At 67.3% G+C, this 20649-nt stretch carries 16 protein-coding genes; 4 read left to right on the top strand and 12 right to left on the bottom strand.

Annotated features, from left to right (window positions below; translation table 11 throughout):
- Positions 1–460: 460 nt before the first annotated feature.
- Genes ligA through B2869_RS05490 form a run of 3 tightly spaced genes read right to left on the bottom strand, consistent with a single transcriptional unit; the run spans position 461 to position 5115 of the window.
- A complete protein-coding gene (gene ligA, locus B2869_RS05480) occupies positions 461–2794 on the bottom strand; it encodes an NAD-dependent DNA ligase LigA (protein ID WP_292763516.1) in 2334 nt (777 codons plus the stop codon).
- Between the two features lie 38 nt (positions 2795–2832).
- Positions 2833–3930 carry a tRNA 2-thiouridine(34) synthase MnmA gene (mnmA, locus tag B2869_RS05485; RefSeq protein WP_292763518.1) on the bottom strand — a complete coding sequence of 366 codons (1098 nt, stop codon included), beginning with the start codon at positions 3928–3930 and terminating at the stop codon, positions 2833–2835.
- 9 nt (positions 3931–3939) lie between these two features.
- Complete coding sequence (locus B2869_RS05490; RefSeq protein WP_292763520.1) at positions 3940–5115, bottom strand: cysteine desulfurase family protein; 1176 nt, start codon at positions 5113–5115, stop codon at positions 3940–3942.
- A 100-nt stretch (positions 5116–5215) separates the two neighbouring features.
- Here B2869_RS05490 and glgX point away from each other — a divergent pair, with 100 nt between their 5' ends.
- From glgX to glgB, 3 genes are read left to right on the top strand one after another with little or no spacing between them, the layout of a single operon-like run.
- Positions 5216–7288, top strand: coding sequence for a glycogen debranching protein GlgX (gene glgX / locus B2869_RS05495; RefSeq protein ID WP_292763522.1), 2073 nt, complete (start codon positions 5216–5218; stop codon positions 7286–7288).
- Complete coding sequence (locus B2869_RS05500) at positions 7285–9426, top strand: alpha-1,4-glucan--maltose-1-phosphate maltosyltransferase (protein ID WP_414683268.1); 2142 nt, start codon at positions 7285–7287, stop codon at positions 9424–9426. Before glgX ends, B2869_RS05500 begins: the two co-directional genes overlap by 4 nt.
- Positions 9423–11627, top strand: a complete 2205-nt coding sequence (gene glgB, locus B2869_RS05505; RefSeq protein WP_292763524.1) for a 1,4-alpha-glucan branching protein GlgB — start codon at positions 9423–9425, stop codon at positions 11625–11627. The genes B2869_RS05500 and glgB overlap by 4 nt, the downstream gene beginning before the upstream one ends.
- Positions 11628–11655: 28 nt before the next feature.
- Here the strand turns inward: glgB and B2869_RS05510 are convergent, their stop codons facing one another.
- Together B2869_RS05510 and B2869_RS05515 are read right to left on the bottom strand one after the other, a co-directional pair.
- Positions 11656–12579, bottom strand: a complete 924-nt coding sequence (locus B2869_RS05510; RefSeq protein ID WP_292763526.1) for a tetratricopeptide repeat protein — start codon at positions 12577–12579, stop codon at positions 11656–11658.
- The gene (locus B2869_RS05515; protein ID WP_292763528.1) at positions 12576–14522 is read right to left on the bottom strand and encodes a glycosyl transferase; all 1947 of its coding nucleotides are present in this window, start codon (positions 14520–14522) and stop codon (positions 12576–12578) included. The genes B2869_RS05510 and B2869_RS05515 overlap by 4 nt, the downstream gene beginning before the upstream one ends.
- Before the next feature lie 181 nt (positions 14523–14703).
- On the opposite strand from B2869_RS05515, the gene B2869_RS05520 reads away from it, so the two are divergent.
- Positions 14704–15765 carry an AI-2E family transporter gene (locus tag B2869_RS05520; RefSeq protein ID WP_021200487.1) on the top strand — a complete coding sequence of 354 codons (1062 nt, stop codon included), beginning with the start codon at positions 14704–14706 and terminating at the stop codon, positions 15763–15765.
- Between the two features lie 12 nt (positions 15766–15777).
- Here the strand turns inward: B2869_RS05520 and B2869_RS05525 are convergent, their stop codons facing one another.
- The 7 genes from B2869_RS05525 to pyrH form a co-directional block, all read right to left on the bottom strand.
- Positions 15778–16500 (bottom strand): alpha/beta hydrolase, encoded by a 723-nt coding sequence (locus tag B2869_RS05525; RefSeq protein ID WP_029265441.1) that lies wholly within the window; start codon positions 16498–16500, stop codon positions 15778–15780.
- Positions 16497–16784, bottom strand: a complete 288-nt coding sequence (locus tag B2869_RS05530) for a hypothetical protein (RefSeq protein WP_029265442.1) — start codon at positions 16782–16784, stop codon at positions 16497–16499. The genes B2869_RS05525 and B2869_RS05530 overlap by 4 nt, the downstream gene beginning before the upstream one ends.
- Before the next feature lie 9 nt (positions 16785–16793).
- On the bottom strand, positions 16794–17468 hold the full coding sequence (locus B2869_RS05535) for a transglycosylase SLT domain-containing protein (protein WP_231479828.1): 675 nt from the start codon (positions 17466–17468) through the stop codon (positions 16794–16796).
- Positions 17469–17534: 66 nt separating this feature from the next.
- Positions 17535–18113 carry a DivIVA domain-containing protein gene (locus tag B2869_RS05540; RefSeq protein ID WP_292763676.1) on the bottom strand — a complete coding sequence of 193 codons (579 nt, stop codon included), beginning with the start codon at positions 18111–18113 and terminating at the stop codon, positions 17535–17537.
- Entirely contained in the window at positions 18113–19258 is a 1146-nt protein-coding gene (locus B2869_RS05545; RefSeq protein ID WP_292763534.1) for a phosphatidate cytidylyltransferase, read from the bottom strand. The genes B2869_RS05540 and B2869_RS05545 overlap by 1 nt, the downstream gene beginning before the upstream one ends.
- 5 nt (positions 19259–19263) lie before the next feature.
- Positions 19264–19818, bottom strand: a complete 555-nt coding sequence (frr, locus tag B2869_RS05550) for a ribosome recycling factor (RefSeq protein ID WP_021200482.1) — start codon at positions 19816–19818, stop codon at positions 19264–19266.
- A 68-nt stretch (positions 19819–19886) separates the two neighbouring features.
- Entirely contained in the window at positions 19887–20603 is a 717-nt protein-coding gene (gene pyrH / locus B2869_RS05555; protein ID WP_017830711.1) for a UMP kinase, read from the bottom strand.
- Positions 20604–20649: the final 46 nt, after the last annotated feature.

Genomic DNA, 20649 nt, shown 5'->3' on the forward strand with positions numbered 1-20649 from the left:
CCCGTTCCGCGCGCGAGTCGCGCGGCGACATCGATCAGCGGCTCCGGATGTGTGAGCAGCGCACGCTGCTCGGGGTGCGCGATGAGATGGGCCATCAGCCGATGCGCGCCCATGACCGCGGGCTCCCAGTATCCGCCGACGTGATGTCTGCTCAGGGGCAGGGTTCGAGATTCTCCGTCGACCGTCAGAGTCACGGAACCGTCGTCGGGATCGACTCCGGGGTCGGTCAGCATGGCGGCGGTCAAAGCGCCGAGCAGAATCGTGCTGACGAGCCCAGGAAGACGGAACCTCGTCGTGGGGACGTCCATGACGATCGTGTCGAGGTCGCTCCAGCTCACGATCCCGCGATTATCGACGCCCTCGCGAATGATCACGGCATCAGGGGTCAACCGCAGATGATGGCGACCGGGATCTCCGACGGCGAGAGCCTCCGGGACGACGATCAGGGGCCCGAAGCGCTTCACGCCCCTTCGCCCGTGGGAGGGAGGGCATCCGGCCCCTGGGTCACCAGGATATGGAACTGCGCCGCGTCGAGGATTCGAAGGCCGAGGTCCTCCGCCTTCGCCAGCTTGGAACCCGCGCCGGGGCCGGCGGCGACGAAGTCGGTCTTCTTCGACACGCTCGACGCGGCCTTGCCTCCCGCGTTGATGATGGCCTCCTGTGCGCCGTCTCGTGTGTAACCGTCGAGGGATCCGGTGGCGACGACGGTCAGCCCCTCCAGGACTCCGCCCGCGGCCACAGCCGCGCCGGGGCCGGGGTGCCCAGGCGTCGCCCACTGCACGCCCGCGTCCTCCCACTGCTGAACGATCTCCTGGTGCCAGTCCACCTCGAACCAGGCGAGAAGCGAATCGGCGATGATGCCACCGACGCCCTCGACCGCGGCGAGCTCGTCGCGTGACGCCGCGCGGATCGCGTCGAGCGACCCGAACCACTGAGCGAGCGCCCTCGCGGCGACAGGGCCGACATGGCGGATGTTCAGTGAGACGAGCAGCCGCCACAGGTCCTTCGTCTTGGCCTTCTCCAGTTCTACGAGCAGGGTGAGCGCCTGTGCGGAGGGCTGGGGTCCGTCGAGACCGGACTTCTTCTCAGCCGCAGTGGGGTTGCGTCGGAAAGGAGCGCGAGTTTTGACGACCCCGTCCTCGTCTTCCTTGGGGAGACCCGTCTCGGCGTCGCGAACGAACAGCTCGATGGGGACCAGCTGTTCGAGGCTGAGCGCGAACAGGCCCGCCTCGGTCTCGAGCGGTGGCACTGCAGGAGACGTCGGCTGCGTCAGGGCCGCAGCGGTGACCTCGCCCAGTGCCTCGACGTCGAGGGCGCCTCGCGAACCGATGTGCTCCACGCGTCCGCGCACCTGCGCCGGGCACGAGCGTGCGTTCGGACAGCGCAGATCGATATCGCCTTCCTTCATGGCTCGCAGGGGCGTGCCGCACTCCGGGCACTCGACGGGCATCACGAACTCGCGCTCGGTGCCGTCGCGCTTCTCGACGACCGGCCCGAGGACCTCGGGGATCACGTCGCCGGCTTTGCGCAGCACGACCGTGTCACCGATCAGCACGCCTTTCGCCTTCACGACGTCCTTATTGTGCAGCGTCGCCTGGCGGACCACCGATCCGGCGACATGTGCGGGGGCCATGACGGCGAACGGAGTCGCGCGACCGGTGCGACCGACCGACACGACGATGTCGAGCAGCTTCGTCTGCACCTCTTCCGGCGGGTACTTGTAGGCGATCGCCCAGCGCGGGGCCCGGCTCGTCGCGCCGAGCTCGTCGTGCAGCTCGAGCTCGTCGACCTTGACCACGATGCCGTCGAGCTCATGCTCGACATCATGCCGATGCTCGCCGAAGTACTCGACGAACGTGACGACCTCGTCGATCGTGCGGCTGACCTTCGTGTGCGGGCTCGTGGGCAGCCCCCACTCCGCGAGCAGGTCGTACACCTCGCTCTGCGCGGCGACCGGAGGGTTCGACCATGCGCCGACCCCGTGCACGTACAGCGCGAGCGACTCGATCCGCAACAGTCCTGCTTCGAGCTCGAGGCCGTTCTTCTTGTCGATCTGCTGGCGGAGTCCACCGCTCGCCGCATTGCGGGGGTTCGCGAAGGCCGGGAATCGCCGGGCGGCCGCAGTGCGCGCCTTCTCATCGTCGAAGGGCTTCTTCACCCCGCCGCGCGACTCCCACCGCTCGAGCGCGTCGGCGTAGGCCCGGTCGCGGAAGGCCGCCTGCGCCGCATTGAGCCGTTCGAACGCCGCCACGGGGATGAAGACCTCGCCGCGCACTTCGACGATCGGGGGATGCCCGTCGCCGCTGAGCCGATATGGGATCTCAGGGAGACGCAAAGCGTTCTCGGTGACGATCTCTCCGACGCGTCCGTCGCCTCTGGTGGCCGCGGAGGTCAGCACACCGTTCTCGTAGCGGAGGTTGATCGCCAGTCCGTCGATCTTGAGCTCGGTGAGCCAGGCGACCTCGCGGCCCGCTGCGGCCTTCGTCTTCGCTGCCCACTCCTTCAGCTCGTCGATCGAGAAGACGTTGTCGAGGCTGAGCATCCGCTCGGCGTGCTCGATGGTCGCAAGACCCGTCGCCTCGGCCGCGCCGACCATCTGGGTGGGCGAGTCCTGTCCCTGGAGCTCTGGGTGCAGACGCTCGAGCTCTTCGAGCCGGTGCATCCATCCGTCATAGGTGAAGTCATCGACGACCGAGGTGTCGCGGCCGTAGTAGGCCTCTTTGGCGTCGAGGATGCGAGTGGTCAGCTCTTCAGCTTCGGTTCGGGCGTCTTCCAGCGAGATGTTCTCCGGCACCCCGCCAGTCTACGAGCGGGTACCGACACCGGAAACGTCTACGCGCCGACGGGAACCGCCGAGACCGTCGTATCGATCGTGAACTGTCCGAGCACGCGCGTTCGGACGTAGAGCACAGCGGTCTGCCCCGGTGCGACGCCGTCGAGGGGAACTTCCGGTATGACGCGTACACCCCCGTCGGAGACCTCGGCGTGTGCGGCCACGGGCTCGGAATGCGCACGGATCTGCACATGGCAGGAGAAGGACGATTCGGTCGGTGCAGCGCCGGCCCAGCTGAACCGCTCCCCCGCGATCTCGGCGATGGCGAGGGCCTCCTTCGGGCCGACGACGACGGTGTTGGAGACCGGGCGCACTTCGAGAACGAACCTCGGCTTGCCGTCGGCGGCGGGCACACCGAGCTTGAGACCGCGGCGCTGCCCGACGGTGAAGGCGTGAGCACCCTCGTGGGATCCGACGACCTCTCCGCTGCGGTCGACGATCTCGCCGGTCGCCGTGCCGACCTTCTCGGCGAGCCAACCGCGGGTGTCACCATCGGGGATGAAGCAGATGTCGTGGCTGTCCGGTTTCTGCGCGACGCTCAGACCGCGTGCCTCGGCTTCGGCGCGCACGATCGCCTTCGAGGGCGTGGTGCCGAGCGGGAAGTAGGTGTGCGCGAGCTGCTCGGCGTTGAGGACGCCCAGGACGTACGACTGGTCTTTGGCGTTGTCGGAGGCGCGGTGCAACTCGAGACCCCCGTCGCCGTCGATCAACGTCGCGTAGTGCCCCGTGCACACGGCGTCGAACCCGAGCTCGATCGCTCGCTCCAGCAGTGCGGCGAACTTGATCTTCTCGTTGCATCGCATGCAGGGATTGGGGGTGCGACCGGCCTGGTACTCGGAGATGAAATCTGCGATCACGTCGTCGCGGAACCGCTCCGAGAAGTCCCAGACGTAGAACGGGATGCCGAGCACGTCGGCGGCGCGACGGGCGTCGAGGGCATCCTCGATCGTGCAGCAGCCGCGGCTGCCGGTGCGCAGGGTGCCGCCGGCACGGGACAGTGCCAGATGCACGCCGACCACGTCGTGCCCCGCCTCCACGGCCCTGGCGGCCGCGACGGCGGAGTCGACTCCACCGCTCATAGCCGCAAGGATCCGCATGAGACCAGTCTACGAGCGCGCGGCTGTGCCGGCGCCGGATGCGCGGGCATACGCGTCAGCGATCGTGGCGAGCACCGCATCGACGTCGGTATCGGTCGAGGTCCGACCGAGCGAGAACCGCAGCACGCTGCGCGCATCCCGTTCGCTGCGCCCCATCGCCATCACGACGTGCGACGGCTCGGCGACGCCCGCCTGGCAGGCGGATCCCGTCGAGGCGGCGACGCCGACGACGTCGAGGAGGAAAAGCAGGCTCTCCCCCACCGCGCCGGGGAACAGCACGTGCGCGTTCCCCGGGAGGCGCACGGTCGGATCCCCCAGCAGCTCTGCTCTCGGCACGGCAGCCCTGATGCCGGACACGAGGCGGTCACGCAGCGCGCTGAGTCGTGCGGTCTCGTCCGATCGTTCGCGCTCTGCGAGCTCCAGCGCCGTCGCGAAAGCGGCAGCGCCGGGGACATCTTGGGTACCCGCGCGCAACCCGCGCTGCTGAGCTCCCCCACGCAGCAACGCGGTGAGACGGGCCGTGCGTGCCGTGACGAGGACTCCCACGCCAACCGGCGCGCCGATCTTGTGGCCGGCGAAGCTCATGGCGATCAGACCGACCCCACCGTCGGCATCACCTCGCAGGGTGCGGAACGACAGCGGCACGTGTCCGAGCGCCGCGACGGCGTCGATGTGCAGGGGAACCCCCGCTCCCGCCGCCGCGGCTGCAAGGGAGCGGGTGTCGTTGATGGTTCCGGCCTCGTTGTTCGCCGCGAGGGCCGTCGCCAGAGCGGCACCGGGGAGCTCGGCGGCGAACTGCGCGGGATCGATCCGCGCGTCGGGCGCGACGGGCACTCGTCGCAGTGCTGCCCCTTCATCCACGAGCGCGGCGACCGTGTCCATCGTCGCGTGATGCTCGGCGTCGGGCATCACGATCGCCGACGTCCCGCCCACGCGGCCGTGCCACAACCCCTGAAGAGCGAGGTTGATGGACTCCGTGCCCCCGGAGGTGAACACGATCTCGATCGGGTCGGCCTCCAGCACCGCGGCGACCCGTTCGCGCGACTCCTCGAGCAGCCGACGCGCATCCTGACCCGCCCCGTGCGTCGACGACGCATTGCCGACCATCTGGGAAGCGGCGAGCCAGGCCTCCCGTGCTTCGGGGCGCAGTGGCGTGGTCGCCGCGTGGTCCAGATAGTGCCGCATCCTTCGATTCTCTCCCGAAACGAGGGCGGAAGGGTGCTGCCTCCAGGTACCGGGTGCGCGCTGACATGAGACGGCAACACATCGCGCCTAGTGTGTACTCATGCCCGAGTCCCGAGACCTCACCGTGCCCGGCGGACCTGCCCTCGACAACCTCGGCGTTCGTCTGCACGACGGCGTCGGTACCCTGCGTGTCTGGTCGCAGAACGCCTCCTCCATCGAGTTGGTCGTCTTCGACGCCACCGACCTCGACTGGGCGACGGACGAAGTGCCGCTCGAGCGACTCGCCGGGGGCGTCTGGGAGGTCACCACCGAACTGCTCCAACCCGGTGTGCGGTACGCCGTCCGTGTCGGGGGTCCGCACGGCCCCGGGAACACGTTCAACCCGGAGACGCTGCTCCTCGACCCCTACGCCCGCGGCCTCGCGCAGGGAGACGGATACGAGGAATGGCGCTCCGTGGTGATCGTCGACGGCTTCGATTGGGGCGATTCGCAGAAGCCTCGGGTGCCGTTGGACCGCACTGTCATCTACGAGGGGCATCTCAAAGGCCTCACCAAACGTCATCCCGATGTTCCTCCCGCACTGCACGGCACCTACGCCGGGCTCGCCCACCCCGCGATGATCGCGCACTTCCTCTCCCTGGGGATCACGTCGATCGAGCTGCTCCCGGTTCATGCCTTCGTGCCGGAACCTCGCCTCCTCGAGCGCGGTCTCACCAACTACTGGGGCTACAACACGCTGAACTTCTTCACCCCGCACACCGCCTACGCCACCGAGGAGGCCCGCAAGGAGGGGCCGGAGGCAGTGCTGGCCGAGTTCAAGGGCATGGTGCGGCTGCTGCACGAGGCAGGACTCGAGGTCATCCTCGACGTCGTGTACAACCACACGTCCGAAGAGGGCATCGGCGGTCCGCGCTCGAGCCTGCGCGGCATCGACAACGCGAACTACTACCGGCAGGATGAGTCCGGCGTCTACGTCGACACCACCGGGTGCGGCAACACCCTGAACACGGCGACCGATGCCGGTGCCCGACTCGTTCTGGACTCCCTGCGCTACTGGGCGCAGGAGATGCAGATCGACGGCTTCCGCTTCGACCTCGCCACGGCCATCGCCCGCGACGGCGCCCACACCTACACCCCGGAGCATCCGCTTCTCACCGCCATCGCGGACGATCCGATCCTCGCCGACACCAAGCTCATCGCCGAGCCATGGGACGTCGGTCTCGGCGGCTGGCAGACGGGCAACTTCCCGGCCGGCTGGCATGAGTGGAACGACCGCTATCGCGATCGGGTGCGCAACTTCTGGCTGAGCGACATCGACTACGCCCGGCGAGCATCTGCCCCGGTGGGCATCGGTGGATTCGCGACCCGTCTCGCCGGATCGTCGAACACCTTCAGCGAGGACCGCGGTCCGCTCGCCAGCGTGAACTTCGTCACGGCGCACGACGGCTTCACCCTGCACGACCTCGTCTCCTACGACGTCAAGCACAATGAGGCCAACGGCGAACAGAATCGCGACGGTGCGGACATGAACCGCGCGTTCAACCACGGAGTCGAGGGTCCGACAGACGACCCGACCATCCTCGCCTCGCGGCGCAAAGCCATGCGCAACCTGCTCGGAACGCTCCTGCTGTCCGCGGGCATTCCCATGCTCACCGCCGGCGACGAGGTCGGTCGCACCCAGCGAGGCAACAACAACGCCTATGCCCAGGACTCCGTCCTGACCTGGCTCGGTTGGGAGTTCGAGCCTTGGCAGGACGATCTGCGCGCCCACGTCTCCCGGCTCATCCGGCTGCGCCAGGAGAACCCCGCCTTGCGACCGAGCCGCTACGCGCGACTCGGCGAGCACATCCCCAACGCCTCGGTGATGGACTGGTACGACCAGAACGGGGAGACGATGGAGCAGGACCAATGGGCCGACCCAGGGAACCGGACGCTGCAGTACGTCGCCGCCTCCACTCCCGACACCGAGGCCTACAACCGCATCCTGCTGATCGTGCACGGTACCGAGTCGCCCATCGATGTGCGCCTGCCCGTCGAGATCGAAGACGCGACCCGCTTCGTCTCGCTGTGGTCGAGTGCTCAGGAGCGCCCTTCCGATGACGAAGAGGTCTTCGCGCCTGGCGATGTGCTGCCGGTCTCGGGCACGTCGATGAGGCTGTTCCGCATCGAATGAAGCCGGCCGACGACGCACCCTCCGGCGCGCTACCCGTGGCCACGTCCGCGCGGTACATTCGGGAGGTGGCTGCACGTGCTGGTACTCGGTCCTCGGCTCTTCGGAGCCCCGCTCAGATCCCGGCGCGCGCCCTGGGCGTTGCGGATTCTCCCGGTGCACTTCGGACGACCCGCATCCCGCTGCTCGACCCGTCGCCATCGGTACCCGGTGGCTTCAGGCCGAAGGCCTTCGTCGGCGAAGTGGTGCCCTTCAGCGTGGTCGCGTTCCGCGAGGGCCACGACGTCATCGGCGTGCACGTCCGGCTCACGTCCCCTTCCGGAGAAGAGACCCTGCATCGCCTCTCTCCCCGCGACGACGGCACCGACACCTGGTCGACGCCGATCGCGCTCGACGAACAGGGCGAATGGCTCTTCCGGTTCGAGGCCTTCTCCGATGACTTCGCGACCTGGGCGCACGCCGCGGAGCTGAAGGTCGCCGCCGGGGTCGACGTCCCGGTGATGGCAGCGCTGGGGGCAGATCTGCTGGCGCGGGCCGCCGCGGAGAAGGACCGCCCGGCACCGCAGCGGAAACGGCTCGGCGCAGACGCGGTATCCCTGCAGGACGGCGATGCCGCGACAACCATGGCGCTGGCGACGGATGCGGGACTGGTTCAGATCTTCCGCGACCGTCCCGTGACGACTCTGCGCTCCGCGACGCCGACACACACGCTGCATGCCGACCGGCGCGCGGCAGGTGTCGGCGCCTGGTACGAGTTCTTCCCCCGCTCCGAAGGCGCGCGGCGTCTGAAGGACGGCACCGTCAAGAGCGGCACGTTCCGCACCGCGACGCGGCGTCTGCCCGACGTCGCGGCGATGGGTTTCGACGTGGTGTATCTGGTGCCGATCCATCCGATCGGTTCCACCAATCGCAAGGGACGCAACAACACCCTCACCGCCGAGGCCGGAGACCCGGGTTCGCCGTACGCGATCGGCGCCGCGGAAGGCGGGCACGATGCGATCCATCCCGAACTTGGCACCCCGCAGGATTTCCGGGCGTTCGTGCGCGCGGCACGGAGGGAAGGGCTCGAGGTCGCGCTCGACCTCGCACTCCAGGCCTCGCCCGACCATCCATGGGTGCGTGAGCATCCGGAATGGTTCACGACCCTCCCGGACGGCACGATCGCCTACGCCGAGAACCCGCCGAAGAAGTACCAGGACATCTACCCTCTGAACTTCGACAACGATCCGGACGGCATCTACGCCGAGATGCTGCGGGTCGTGCAGCACTGGGTGGCGCAGGGCGTGAAGATCTTCCGCGTCGACAACCCGCACACGAAACCGCTCCAGTTCTGGGAATGGCTCATCGCAGAGGTGAACGCCGTCGACCCCGACGTGATCTTCCTCGCAGAGGCATTCACCCGACCGGCCGTCATGCGCGCGCTCGCCGCGGTCGGTTTCCAGCAGAGCTACAGCTACTTCACCTGGCGCAACACGAAGGCCGAGCTCGAGGAGTTCCTCGGCTCGGTATCCCACGAGACCTCCGACTACATGAGGCCCAACCTCTTCGTGAACACCCACGACATCCTCACCGAGTACCTGCAGTTCGGTGGCAGGGTGGCCTACAGGATCCGCGCCTGCATCGCCGCGACGGCAGGTCCCGTATGGGGCGTTTACGCGGGCTACGAACTCTTCGAGAACGTCGCCCGTCCCGGGTCCGAAGAGAACATCGACAACGAGAAGTACGAGTACAAGTTCCGAGACTGGGTCGGCGCCGAGGCTCGCGGCGAATCGCTCGCCCCCCTGCTGCGCCGACTCAACGAGATCCGGGGCGCTCATCCCGCGTTGCAGCAGCTCCGCAACTTCCGCGCGCACTGGAGCGACGACGACGCGGTGCTCGTCTACAGCAAGCATCTGGCGGCGCCGTTCACCGGCACCGGTCGCGGAGACACCGTCATCGTCGTCGCCAACGTCGACCCGCACTCGGTGCGGGAGACCACCGTGCACCTCGACACGACCCAGTGGGGCATCCTCCCGGGCGAGGCCTTCGAGGTGGAGGACCTCCTCACGGGAGCCGTCTGGACCTGGACCGATCACAACTACGTGCGGCTCGACGCCTTCGCCGAGCCGGTGCACATCCTGAAGGTGAGGGAGCGATCATGAGCTACACGGAAGACGTCGCCGCATCCACCGAATGGGAGGCGGTCTCATCAGCCACGTACCACGATCCTCACTCCGTTCTCGGCGCGCATGCCCACAAGGATGCGGCCGACCGCACCGTCACCGTGATCCGTGCCAGACGCCCGCTCGCAGAAGCAGTCGCAGCCGTCTTCGACGACGGCAGCAGACGGGAGCTCGCCCACGTCGCCCACGGCATCTGGGAGGGCCAGCACAGCGGTCCCCCGCTCCCTTATCGCATCGCCACGAGGTACGCAGATCACGATGAGACAGTGTCGGGCGACCCGTATCGGCATCCGCCGACGCTCGGCGACCTCGACCTGCACCTGATCGCCGAGGGGCGTCACGAACGCCTCTGGGAGGCGTTGGGTGCTCATGTGCGCACGTTCGACGGAGAGATCGGCGTCTCGTTCGCGGTCTGGGCGCCCAACGCCACTGCCGTGCGGGTGGTCGGCGATCACAACGACTGGAACGGCGAAGCCCACGCCATGCGCTCGATGGGCGTCAGCGGCGTCTGGGAGCTCTTCGTTCCGGGGCTTCCGATCGGCACCAGATACAAGTACCAGATCCGCACCCGCGAGGGGGCGTGGATCCTCAAGGCCGACCCGATGGCGCTCGCTGCCGAGGTTCCGCCCGACACGGCATCGATCGTGACGGCATCGACGCACAGCTGGTCGGATGGCGCGTGGATGACGCGCCGGGCGGCCACCCACGCCGTGGCGCAACCGTTGTCGATCTACGAGATCCACGTCGGCTCATGGCGTGCGGGCCTCGGATACCGCGAGATCGCCGACCCGCTGATCCAGCATGTGACGAAATCGGGCTTCTCCCACGTCGAGTTCATGCCGCTGGCGGAGCATCCGTTCGGTGGATCGTGGGGCTATCAGGTCAGCGGATACTACGCCCCCACGAGCAGGTTCGGCACGCCCGACGACCTGCGCTACCTCATCGACCGTCTCCACCAGGCCGGCATCGGCGTGATCATGGACTGGGTTCCGGGCCACTTCCCCAAGGATGCCTTCGCGCTCGCGCGCTTCGACGGTCAGCCGCTCTACGAGCACCCGGACCCTCGACGCGGAGAGCATCAGGACTGGGGAACGCTCATCTTCGATTACGGCCGCCCGGAGGTCCGCGGATTCCTGGTCGCCAACGCCCTGTACTGGCTCCAAGAGTTCCATGTCGATGGGCTCCGTGTCGACGCCGTCGCCTCGATGCTTTATCTCGACTACTCCCGGCAACCGGGCGAATGGGAACCGAACATCCATGGCGGGCGCGAGAACCTCGAGGCGATCCGTTTCCTGCAGGAAGTCAATGCCACCGCCTACCGGCTGCACCCGGGGATCCTGATGATCGCGGAGGAGTCCACCAGCTTCCCCGGCGTCACGGCTCCCACCGACCACGCAGGCCTGGGTTTCGGGTTCAAGTGGAACATGGGCTGGATGAACGACTCCCTGCAGTACATCTCACGCGACCCGATGTACCGCGGGCATCACGAGGGTGAGATGACCTTCTCCTTCGTCTACGCCTTCGGTGAGAACTATCTGCTTCCCATCAGCCACGACGAAGTCGTCCACGGCAAGGGCAGCCTGGTCGCAAAGATGCCGGGAGACCATTGGCACAAGCTGGCGAACGTGCGTGCGTACCTCGCCTACATGTGGGGGCACCCCGGCAAGAAGCTGCTGTTCATGGGGCAGGAGTTCGGCCAGCTGGCGGAGTGGTCGGAAGGGCGCGAGCTGGATTGGTGGCTCCTCGAGCAGCCCTCACATGCCCAGCTGCAGGACTTCATCGGCGAGATGAACCGTACCTACCGGGCGCAGGCCCCTCTCTGGGAACGAGACAACGACGGTTCGTCGTTCAGCCGCCTTGGTGCGCCGACCTGGGAATCTACGGTGATCGCGTTCGAGAGGCGTGACGCGCACGGCGGGCGCCTGGTCGTCGTGAGCAACTTCGCCGGGGTGGAACGCACCGGGTATCAGCTCACCCTTCCTCGAGAAGGAGTGTGGCAGGAAGTGCTCAACACGGACGCGGCGGACTACGGGGGTCGAGGGTCGGGCAACCTCGGGTTGGTCTATGCGAAACCCTCAGAAGGAGGAGCACCGCTCGCGACCCTGACGTTGCCCGCGCTCTCGACGCTGTGGCTGCGCTACCAGTCCGACCCTCACGTGCCTACGGTCAACCACGGCTGAGCGCGCCGGCGACTCGGCGCGTACCTCCCTAGAACAGCAGCGACGAAAGCCGGTTGCGCGCCGACACGACCCGCGGATCCTCCGCACCGATGAGCCCGAAGAGCTCGACCAGGCGCTCACGAATGGGCGTGCGCTGGTCGGACGGGAGCTGCGCGAACAGATCGAGTAGGCGACCGAAGGCGTCATCGACATGCCCGCCGGCGAGGTCGAGGTCGGCCACATCGAACTGCGCCTGGACGTCGAGCGGGCCGTCGGCCGCTGCGGCCCGTGCCGCCTGCAGATCGAGGCCCTGAACGCGGTCGAGCAGCCGCACCTGGCCGAGACCCGCGAGCGCGTCCGCGTCCCGCGGGTTCTCCGCGAGCGCCTTCTCGTACGCCGTGATGGCGGCCGCGTAGTCGCCGACCTCGATCGCCGCGAACGCCTCAGCGTGCAGCGGGGGGAGCTCCGGCTCCACGGGAGATTCCGGGTCCGCGCCCTCCTCGCCGACCGAGAGCGATCCGGTGACACCGTTCTGCGCCGCCACCTGCAGCAGCTGCGCGAAGACGTCGCGAACCTGCTGCTCCGGCACGGCCCCGGTGAACATCGGCACCGGCTGACCGGCGATCAGTGCCACCACCATCGGGATGGACTGGGCACGGAAGCTCTGCGCGAGCTGCGGATTCGCATCCACATCGACCTTGGCGAGCAGCACGCGTCCGCCGAGCTCGCGCGTCACCTTCTCGATGATCGGGCTCAGCTGCTTGCAGGGCCCGCACCACTCCGCCCAGAGGTCGACGACGACGGGAACGGTGCGCGAGAGCTCGAGGATCTGCCCGAACGTCTCGTCGGTCGCATCCACGACGACATCTGGCAGTCCCGGGGCGGGGGCGCCCTCTGCGGGAGATGCGGGCCGGTTGCGGAGACTCGACAGGTCGACGGCACCGCGCAGGGCGGCAGGAGAGATCTCACTCATTTGATCACCTTCACGGACAGGAGGTCCTGGTGGGCTGCCAGGAGCCGGATCTGCTCCGTCGAGCCCTTTGCCGGGACCGAGAAGAACAGCTGGAACTCGTAGGTCGTCTCGACGCCCTTCGCGGACTCGGTCGCGTCGGTGAGGGCCTTGGCTTGTGCATTGTCGCCGAAACGGATGGAGACGTCGTCTCCCGTCGGCGTCACCGTCTCGGTATCGGTGAGGGTGACGGCGACGATCGCGCCGCTGTCCAAAGTCGTCATCGAGATGGGGGCATCCGTCGTCGGAGCCATGTCGAAGGCGGCCTTCGACGTGTCGGCGGCGCCCTTGTCGGCGAGAGCCTGGATCACGGCCTGACGGCTGTCGGTGATCGACTTGGCGTAGGTCAACGCCAGATCGTCGAACATGTCGTAGAACTCGCTCTGCTCCCCCTGGTCCACCACATCGGCGAAGGTCGAGGCGAGGTTCGCAGGCGGGATCGTCAGGAACGCGGAATCGGAGGGGACGAGCGATGTCCCGAGCCAGGATGCAGCGACCTCGGGAAAGACGGCGTCAGCAGACATCTCGGCGATGTTCGAGACCTTGTAGTTCGACCAGGGGTCGGCCTGCGTCATCGTGAGGACCACCGGCGGCACCGTGTCATCCCCGGTCTTCGACAGCATCAGCACCGTGCGCGGCCACTGATCGGTCGCTTCCGGAAGCACGACCTCGACCTGATCGGTCGGGATCGCCGCGGGCGGAACGGTGTCCGGGAGCTTCGAGCGCAGCGCATATTCCGTGGTCCGTGCTGCGAGAGCGGGTCCCTCGAAGCGGGTAGCGAGCAGGTCGAGGTCGAGTGCCGCGTCGGCTTCGCTCACGGTGCCGGCAAGCGTCTTCAGGATGCGCTTGGCCTGCGCTTCAGTCACAGCAGGGGGCTTCTGGTTCTCCGGCGCGATCACCGTAGGACTCGGCGACGGGGTGGGCGAGGCGTCTCCCAGCTGCGGCCACGAGTCCGACGAGCACCCGGCCGCAAGCAGCGCCGTGAGTCCGAGAGCCGGAAGCGCGAGCATGCGACGACGGCGAGGGCGCGTGGCTGCGCGCATGGAGGTCTTCGCGTCGGGGTCCTTGCTCTCGTCCACGATCTCCGCTTCCTCGACGTCTCCGTCGGCCGGCGCCGCCGTTCCCGCGGAGGGCTCGCTGCGCGGAGTGCCGGACTCTTCGATCGCCGCGCGCTCAGACGGCGGAAGCACCGCGACGTCGATCGGTTCCGTCGCCGGGAGCGGACCCGGGCCCTTGCGCCGCGGGCCGCGGCCGCGGCGCTGATGGCGGATCGCGAGGACGTAGAGGATGAGGCCGAGCAGCAGCACGATTCCCCCGGCGACCATGAGAGGTCCCGCCCACGGCGTCGAGTTGTCCAGCGGCCAGGAGACCACGATGTCATCCGGCGCATCGGCTGTGCCGTCGTAGGCCACGAGCATGCTCGTGCCTTCGGGCAACTGCATGTTCTCGGCGGTGAGACGGTTGTCCTTGACGAACGAGTCGAGCCAGAGATCGGATCCCCGCGGGTCACGCCCCGCGGACTCCGCATCGGCGGAGTCGCCCTCAGCACCGTCGCTCGGAGCATCGGTCTCGCTGTCAGCAGAGGACGCCGTGACGTGCTCGACCGCCAGATCGCCGTTCTTCTTCAGCGTGACCTGGTTGTAGTCGGAGTCGGCGAGCCAGGCCTCCATGTCGGCGGTGCGACCATAGCTGCCGAAGATCTCGCCCTCTCCCCGGACGATCAGTGTCTGCGCGCCTGGATTCGCCCGAAGCACGTCGCCGTCGATGAGTACGAAGGGTGCCGGCTCATCGATCTCGACCTGAGTCTGCTGAGTGTCCGGCCCCATGAAGATGGTGCGCTGAGCAATCCCCGCGCCGATCAGCACGGCAGCCAGCACGAAGGCCACCACGGCCCATACGAAACGCACGAATAGTCTCCTCACGCATCGGCGGCACTTGCCGGCGACGCAACACTCGACATTTCAGACTAGCGAAATCAGCTGTGTGTTGCCCACGAGCAGGTTCAGTGCGGGCCGGACCGGCACGTCGTCGGCACCGAGCCGGACGCTCTGGATAGCCTTGCTGCATCCGTCCTCGAGGAGCCTCCGAATGAAGATCCACAATCCCTTCCGCACCGCCCTGGTGGCGACGCTCGGCGTGGGATTGGGCATCCTGCTGATCAACAGCGTGCAGAACCTCTCCACGGTGCTGCTCTATCTCGGCACGGCACTCTTCCTCAGTCTCGGACTCGATCCGCTCGTCTCCTTCCTGGAGCGCCGGCGTCTCCCGCGATGGCTCGCTGTCATCGTCACGATTCTCGCGGTGCTCGGCATCTTCGTCGGCATCGTGCTCATCGTCCTTCCCGTGCTGGTCGACCAGATCTCCCAGCTGATCGCCCAGATCACGGCGATCGTGCAACGCGGTACCGCGATCGACGACCTCAAGCAGTGGATGACGGACGCGTTCCCCAACCTGAGGGTCGATGATGTCTTCACCTACGTCGAGGACTGGCTCACCACGAACCTGACCGAGATCGGCGGCTCCATCGGCCAAGGGTTCCTCGTGGCGAGTGGCGCCGTGCTCAGCGGCCTGTTCGGCGCGTTCATCGTCCTCATCCTGACGATCTATCTCACGGCTTCCACGCCGTCCCTCAAGCGGGCGGTCTACCAGCTGGCTCCGGCGTCGAAACGTGACAGGTTCATCGACCTGTCCGAACAGATCACGGATTCGGTCGGCTATTACGTCATGGGGCAGGTGACGCAGGGTGTCATCAACGGCGTGCTCAGCGCGATCTTCCTGTCGATCATCCAAGCACCGTTCCCCGCCGTCCTCGCGGTGATCGCGTTCTTCTTCTCCCTGATCCCGCTCGTCGGCACCTTGACCGGCTCCACGATCATCGTGCTGGTATGTCTCATCCCCGGACTGGGCTCTCCGGCGACCGCGATCGCCGCTGCGATCTACTACCTGATCTACATGCAGATCGAGGCCTACATCATCTCGCCGCGCATCATGAGCCGTGCGGTCTCGGTACCGGGGGCTGTCGTCGTGGTCGCGGCACTCGCCGGAGGAAGCCTTCTCGGTCTGCTGGGCGCGCTGATCGCCATCCCGGTCGCCGCGAGCATCCTGATCATCTACCGGCAGGTGCTCATCCCGCGGATGAACGAGCTCTGAGCCTGCTGCCCGTCAGTCGTCGGCCGGCCAGTGCGTGGTGAGAGGCAGCGCCGCAGGATTGACCGCGGCCACGATCTCCGTCAGCACGCGTCGCGTCTGGGTCTCGCCCACCCAGAGGTGCTTCCCTCCGTCCACAGCGATCAACTGTGCGTGCGGGATCGCAGCGAACCTTTCGCGGGCCTCGGCGGGGCGCAGGTAGTCATCCAGCTCCGGTACCAGGACGACCACGCGGCGGTCGATCGTCGCCCACGCGGCGACCTCTTCCGGGGTCGCGCGGTGCAGGGGCGGCGAAAGGAGGATGATCCCCTCGATGTCGTGTTCCCGACCGTACTTCAACGCGAGTTCCGTGCCGAAGGACCATCCCAGCAGCCAGGGGCGAGGCAGAGCGCGCTCACGGGCGAAGTCCATCGCCGCCGCGACGTCGAACTGTTCGGACGCCCCGCCGTCGAAGGATCCGTCACTCGTCCCACGAGGTGAGGTGGTCCCCCTCGTGTTGAATCGCAGCACGGCCAGATCCGCCAGGGCCGGAAGACGTGCCGCCGCTTTGCGGATGATGTGCGAATCCATGAACCCGCCGGCCGTAGGCAGGGGATGAAGCGTCACGAGAGTCGCGACAGGCGTCGTGGTCTCCGGCACGGCGAGCTCTCCGACCAACGTGAGACCGTCAGCGGTCTTCAGCTCGATGTCTTCGCGTCGCGCCGGAAGCTCCAGTGGTCCTCGGATCTCGATGCTCATGCAAGCCTCCAACAGTGTGTGTGCCAATGACGCCGTGCGGCGAGGTCGGCCGCGTCGCCGAGCACGCCGTCCGCGCGCCAGGCGACGAGATGCGCGGTTCCGGCGACGATCGATCGACCGCAGCCCGGGCAGAGGTAGTCCTTCTGCGCCTGCGCTCCGGAAACCGGTTGCACGGTCCACTCACCGCCGCGGCGGGTCTCGGTACGCTTCCAGCCCGCGAGGAGGCGATCGAAGGATTCCTCGTGGTCAGGGCGCTCCGAAGGACGTCTGCGAGAGCGGGGCATACTGCCTGCTCACCACCAGTGGTTGTTGACCCAGAAGTTGTACGCACCGGCCCAGCTGCCGTAGCGGCCGGTGGCGTACCCGGTCGCCCAGCGAAGGTTGTCGACCGGATTGTAGCCGTTGCCGGGCACCTTGCTGCACGGCAGGGCCTGCACCAGACCGCAGGCACCGGAGGACTTGTTCGTGGCGTTCGGGTTCCAACCGCTCTCGCGGGACACGACGTAGTCGACGTACTGCCAGTCGCTCTGCGCGATGCCGGCTGCCGCCATCCACTCTGCAGGAGCACCGCCTCCCGTGTAGGGAGGAAGGCTACCTCCGGAAGACTTTCCGGAGGACCCCCCACGGGGTGCTGCAGCCACGGTCGGGACCGGAGCCGGCTTCGGCTTCACATAGACCTCGAATCCTCCGCGCACGACGGGCGCGATCTCGGCACCTTCGACGGTGACGGTGAGGTTCTGAGTGTCCGCGAGCGCAAGCGAATAGGCGGAGTCCGGCGACTCCTCAGGGGCGGGTGCGGCCAGAGCCACGCCGGTCGGTGCGACCAATGCACCGGCGAAACCCACGACGGCGAGGGCACTGAAGACCCCGACGACACCACGGCTGCGAGACCAGCGTCGTGTGCCCGTGCGCGCCGAACGAGCCTTCACCGCGGGCACCGGTGAGAGGTCGTTTCTTTCGAGATTCATGTCGTTTCGGGAGTTCACGATGAGGGACAGTCTACGCAAGAGTGCCTGGATCGACCATCAGGAACCTCAGCGAACGGCGAGAATCACGTCGATCGTGGCGTCCAGAAGGGCATCCACCTGCTCTTCGCGGTATCCCCCACGCTGCATCCGGAACGCCGCCGAGCGCAACTGCTCGGCGGTCAGCGCATCGCCGTCACGGAGATACCGCACGATACGCGTCGACACATGATCGACCTCATCGAGACGGTACCCGAAGGTGAGTACTCCGGTACGGGCGAAGCGGTGGCGCCGTGGTCGCGCCAGGTGATCCAGGATCACCTGCGCGTCTGCTCTGGCCTGCTCCACCCAGGCACCTGCTCCCGCGGATCGCACCGCGCGTTCGCGTTCTCGAGCGGCGAAGGCGTCTTCGACACGGCCGAGCGCCGCGTCGACATCCGCGACGACGTATCCGTTCTTCACCAGCGGGAAGGAGGCCGTCCGCACATCGTCCGCGCTGAGTTCATCGCCGCCCGCCTCGAACGCGCGGCGGGCAGATGCGAGGAACGTGTCGACGGCTGCCCGGTGATAGCCACGCACCCGACCTGAGGTGAGTGCGAATGCCGGCGGCGTCGATTCCGCCTGTTCGTCGAGCTGATCTTCGTTCATCACAGAACCACCCAAGGAGAGAAGAGGAAGTACAGGCAGAGCGCAGGGATCGTCGAGGGCAGAATGCTGTCGAGTCGATCGAGCAGCCCTCCGTGCCCGGGGAGCCAGGAGCTCATGTCCTTGATGCCGAGGTCGCGCTTGAGCATCGATTCACCGAGGTCCCCCAGTGTCGCGGAGAGCAGGATCGACGCGCCGAAGATCACGCCGCACCACCACGGCAGCTCCAGGAGGAAGATCGCGAGCAGCACCCCCGCAGCGAGCGAGGCGATGACGGCGCCGCCGAAACCCTCCCAGGTCTTCTTCGGGCTGATCTTCGGAGCCATCGGGTGACGGCCGAAGGCGAGACCGGCGGCGTACGCGCCCGTGTCGGCCGCTACGGCGATGGCGATGAAGCTGAGGACCCACCATTGACCGCCCTCCTGCTTGAGGAGGATGAGCGCGATTCCCGCGAGGAAGGGGACGTAGACCTGCACGAACCCGCTCGTCACGGCGTCGGCGAGGACGTCCCCGTAGGTGCGGCCGTCCTTCTCCACCATCTGCGCGATGAGCCGCCACACGATGACGAACGCGACGGACACGAAGAGCATCACCCAGCACAACCAGGGCTCGGCGAAGTACGCAGAGAGCACGAGGAACGCGGCGGCGATCAGCTGAGGGACCACGTCGACGCGGCGACCCGAGCTCCGCAGCGCTCGGGAGAGCTCGTAGACCCCGAGCAAGGCGGCCGCGAGAGCGAACGGGACGAAGAGCACCTTGAGGAAGAGCAACGATCCCAGGAGCGCAGCGCCGAAGGCGAGACCGATCAGAATGGCCAGGACGAGATCGCGGCCCGTGCGCTCCTTGATACGTTCGTTCGCCTGGTCGAGCTGGTCGCGTGCATGGGAGACATGGCTGCCGAGTTCATCCCGTGCTGCGCGCCACTGTTCCCGGATAGCGTTGTGATCCGCCGTGTCCAGGGGACCGACGCCGCCCGAGGGCATGCGCTCCGAAGCTGCGGGAAGCGGTGGGCGCGGAGGGACGGCAGCCGCGTCGAAAGACGGGAACGCGGCGTCAACGAGCGGGACGCCGTCGGATGGGGTCGTCCCGTTCGCGCCGTGACGCGTGAACGGCCCATCGTCGTCGGCATCTCGCGTTTCGTCAGACATCCCGACTACACCTCGAGGAGTTCTGCCTCTTTGCGCTTCAGCGCGTCATCGATGAGCTCGACGTGCTGACGCGTCAGGACGTCGAGCTCCTTCTCGCCGCGCGCGATCTCGTCCTCACCGAGCTCGCTCTTGAGGGCATCGAGCTCGTCCTTCGCCTTGCGACGGATACCACGGACGTGGACCTTCGCGTCCTCAGCCTTGGTCTTGACGAGCTTGACGTACTCCTTGCGGCGCTCGGCCGTGAGCTCCGGCATCGTCACGCGAACGAGGTTGCCGTCGTTCGTCGGGTTGGCTCCGAGGTTGGGCATGTCGCGGATCGCCTGTTCGATCGCCTTCAGCGCCGACTTGTCGTACGGCGTGATGATGAGGGTGCGTGCTTCCTGGTTCGCCAGCGAGGCGAGCTGGGCGATCGGCGTGGGAGTGCCGTAGTAGTCCACGAGGACCTTCTGGAACATCTGCGGGTTCGCACGACCGGTGCGCACCGTGGAGAAGTCCTCCTTGGCAGCTTCGACCGCCCGGTTCATGCGAGTGGTGGTTTCAGCGAGGACGTCCGCGATCACGGTGACTCCTATCGTCGGGGTGTTCTGCAAATTCTATCGGGCGAAGTCGTCTCCGCCGTGTCACACACTCAGGCGGTGACGAGGGTTCCGATCGGCTCGCCGAGGAGCGCACGGGTCACGTTCCCGGCGGGCTCCATGCCGAACACGCGCATGTCCATGCTGTTGTCCATGCACAGGCTGAAGGCGGTCGAGTCGACGACCTTGAGACCACGCTGGAGTGCATCGCGATAGGTGACGCGCTCGATGCGCTCAGCGTCGGCATGCTTGTTGGGGTCGGCGGTGTAGATGGCGTCGACGCCGTTCTTGGCGACGAGGACCTCGTCCGCGCCGATCTCGAGCGCGCGCTGTGCTGCGACGGTGTCAGTGGAGAAGTACGGGAGGCCGGCCCCGGCACCGAAGATCACGACCCGCCCCTTCTCGAGATGACGCTCGGCCCGGCGCGGGATGTACGGCTCGGCGACCTGCGTCATCGAGATGGCGGACTGCACGCGGGTGGCGGCCCCGGCCTGCTCGAGGAAGTCCTGCAGGGCGAGCGCGTTCATGACCGTGCCGAGCATGCCCATGTAGTCGGCGCGACCGCGGTCCATGCCCCGCTGGCTCAGTTCTGCGCCGCGGAAGAAGTTGCCCCCGCCGACGACGATCGCGACCTCGACACGGTCCACCGCAGCAGCGATGTCACGGGCGATCTGCGAGACCACGTCGGGACTGACACCCAGCTGTCCCGCTCCGAATGCCTCTCCGGAGAGCTTGAGAAGGACGCGTCGGCGTCCGGTGCGTTCAGTCATGGGTGGGTGTCCTCTCGTCCCGATTCAAGATAGTGCCTCGTGGGCA

The organism is Microbacterium sp. UBA3486, assembly GCF_002377845.1.
In the GTDB taxonomy this organism is placed as follows: domain Bacteria; phylum Actinomycetota; class Actinomycetes; order Actinomycetales; family Microbacteriaceae; genus Microbacterium; species Microbacterium maritypicum_A.

Excerpts from the sequence above, each read along its gene's own strand:
- B2869_RS05490 (WP_292763520.1), bottom strand. The coding sequence starts at position 5,115 with ATGCGGCACTATCTGGACCACGCGGCGACCACGCCACTGCGCCCCGAA.
- B2869_RS05510 (WP_292763526.1), bottom strand. The coding sequence starts at position 12,579 with ATGAGTGAGATCTCTCCTGCCGCCCTGCGCGGTGCCGTCGACCTGTCG.
- B2869_RS05530 (WP_029265442.1), bottom strand. The coding sequence starts at position 16,784 with ATGCCCCGCTCTCGCAGACGTCCTTCGGAGCGCCCTGACCACGAGGAA.
- glgB (WP_292763524.1), top strand. The coding sequence starts at position 9,423 with ATGAGCTACACGGAAGACGTCGCCGCATCCACCGAATGGGAGGCGGTC.
- B2869_RS05540 (WP_292763676.1), bottom strand. The coding sequence starts at position 18,113 with ATGAACGAAGATCAGCTCGACGAACAGGCGGAATCGACGCCGCCGGCA.
- B2869_RS05525 (WP_029265441.1), bottom strand. The coding sequence starts at position 16,500 with ATGAGCATCGAGATCCGAGGACCACTGGAGCTTCCGGCGCGACGCGAA.
- B2869_RS05535 (WP_231479828.1), bottom strand. The coding sequence starts at position 17,468 with ATGAATCTCGAAAGAAACGACCTCTCACCGGTGCCCGCGGTGAAGGCT.
- glgX (WP_292763522.1), top strand. The coding sequence starts at position 5,216 with ATGCCCGAGTCCCGAGACCTCACCGTGCCCGGCGGACCTGCCCTCGAC.
- mnmA (WP_292763518.1), bottom strand. The coding sequence starts at position 3,930 with ATGCGGATCCTTGCGGCTATGAGCGGTGGAGTCGACTCCGCCGTCGCG.
- pyrH (WP_017830711.1), bottom strand. The coding sequence starts at position 20,603 with ATGACTGAACGCACCGGACGCCGACGCGTCCTTCTCAAGCTCTCCGGA.
- B2869_RS05520 (WP_021200487.1), top strand. The coding sequence starts at position 14,704 with ATGAAGATCCACAATCCCTTCCGCACCGCCCTGGTGGCGACGCTCGGC.
- B2869_RS05545 (WP_292763534.1), bottom strand. The coding sequence starts at position 19,258 with ATGTCTGACGAAACGCGAGATGCCGACGACGATGGGCCGTTCACGCGT.
- B2869_RS05500 (WP_414683268.1), top strand. The coding sequence starts at position 7,285 with ATGAAGCCGGCCGACGACGCACCCTCCGGCGCGCTACCCGTGGCCACG.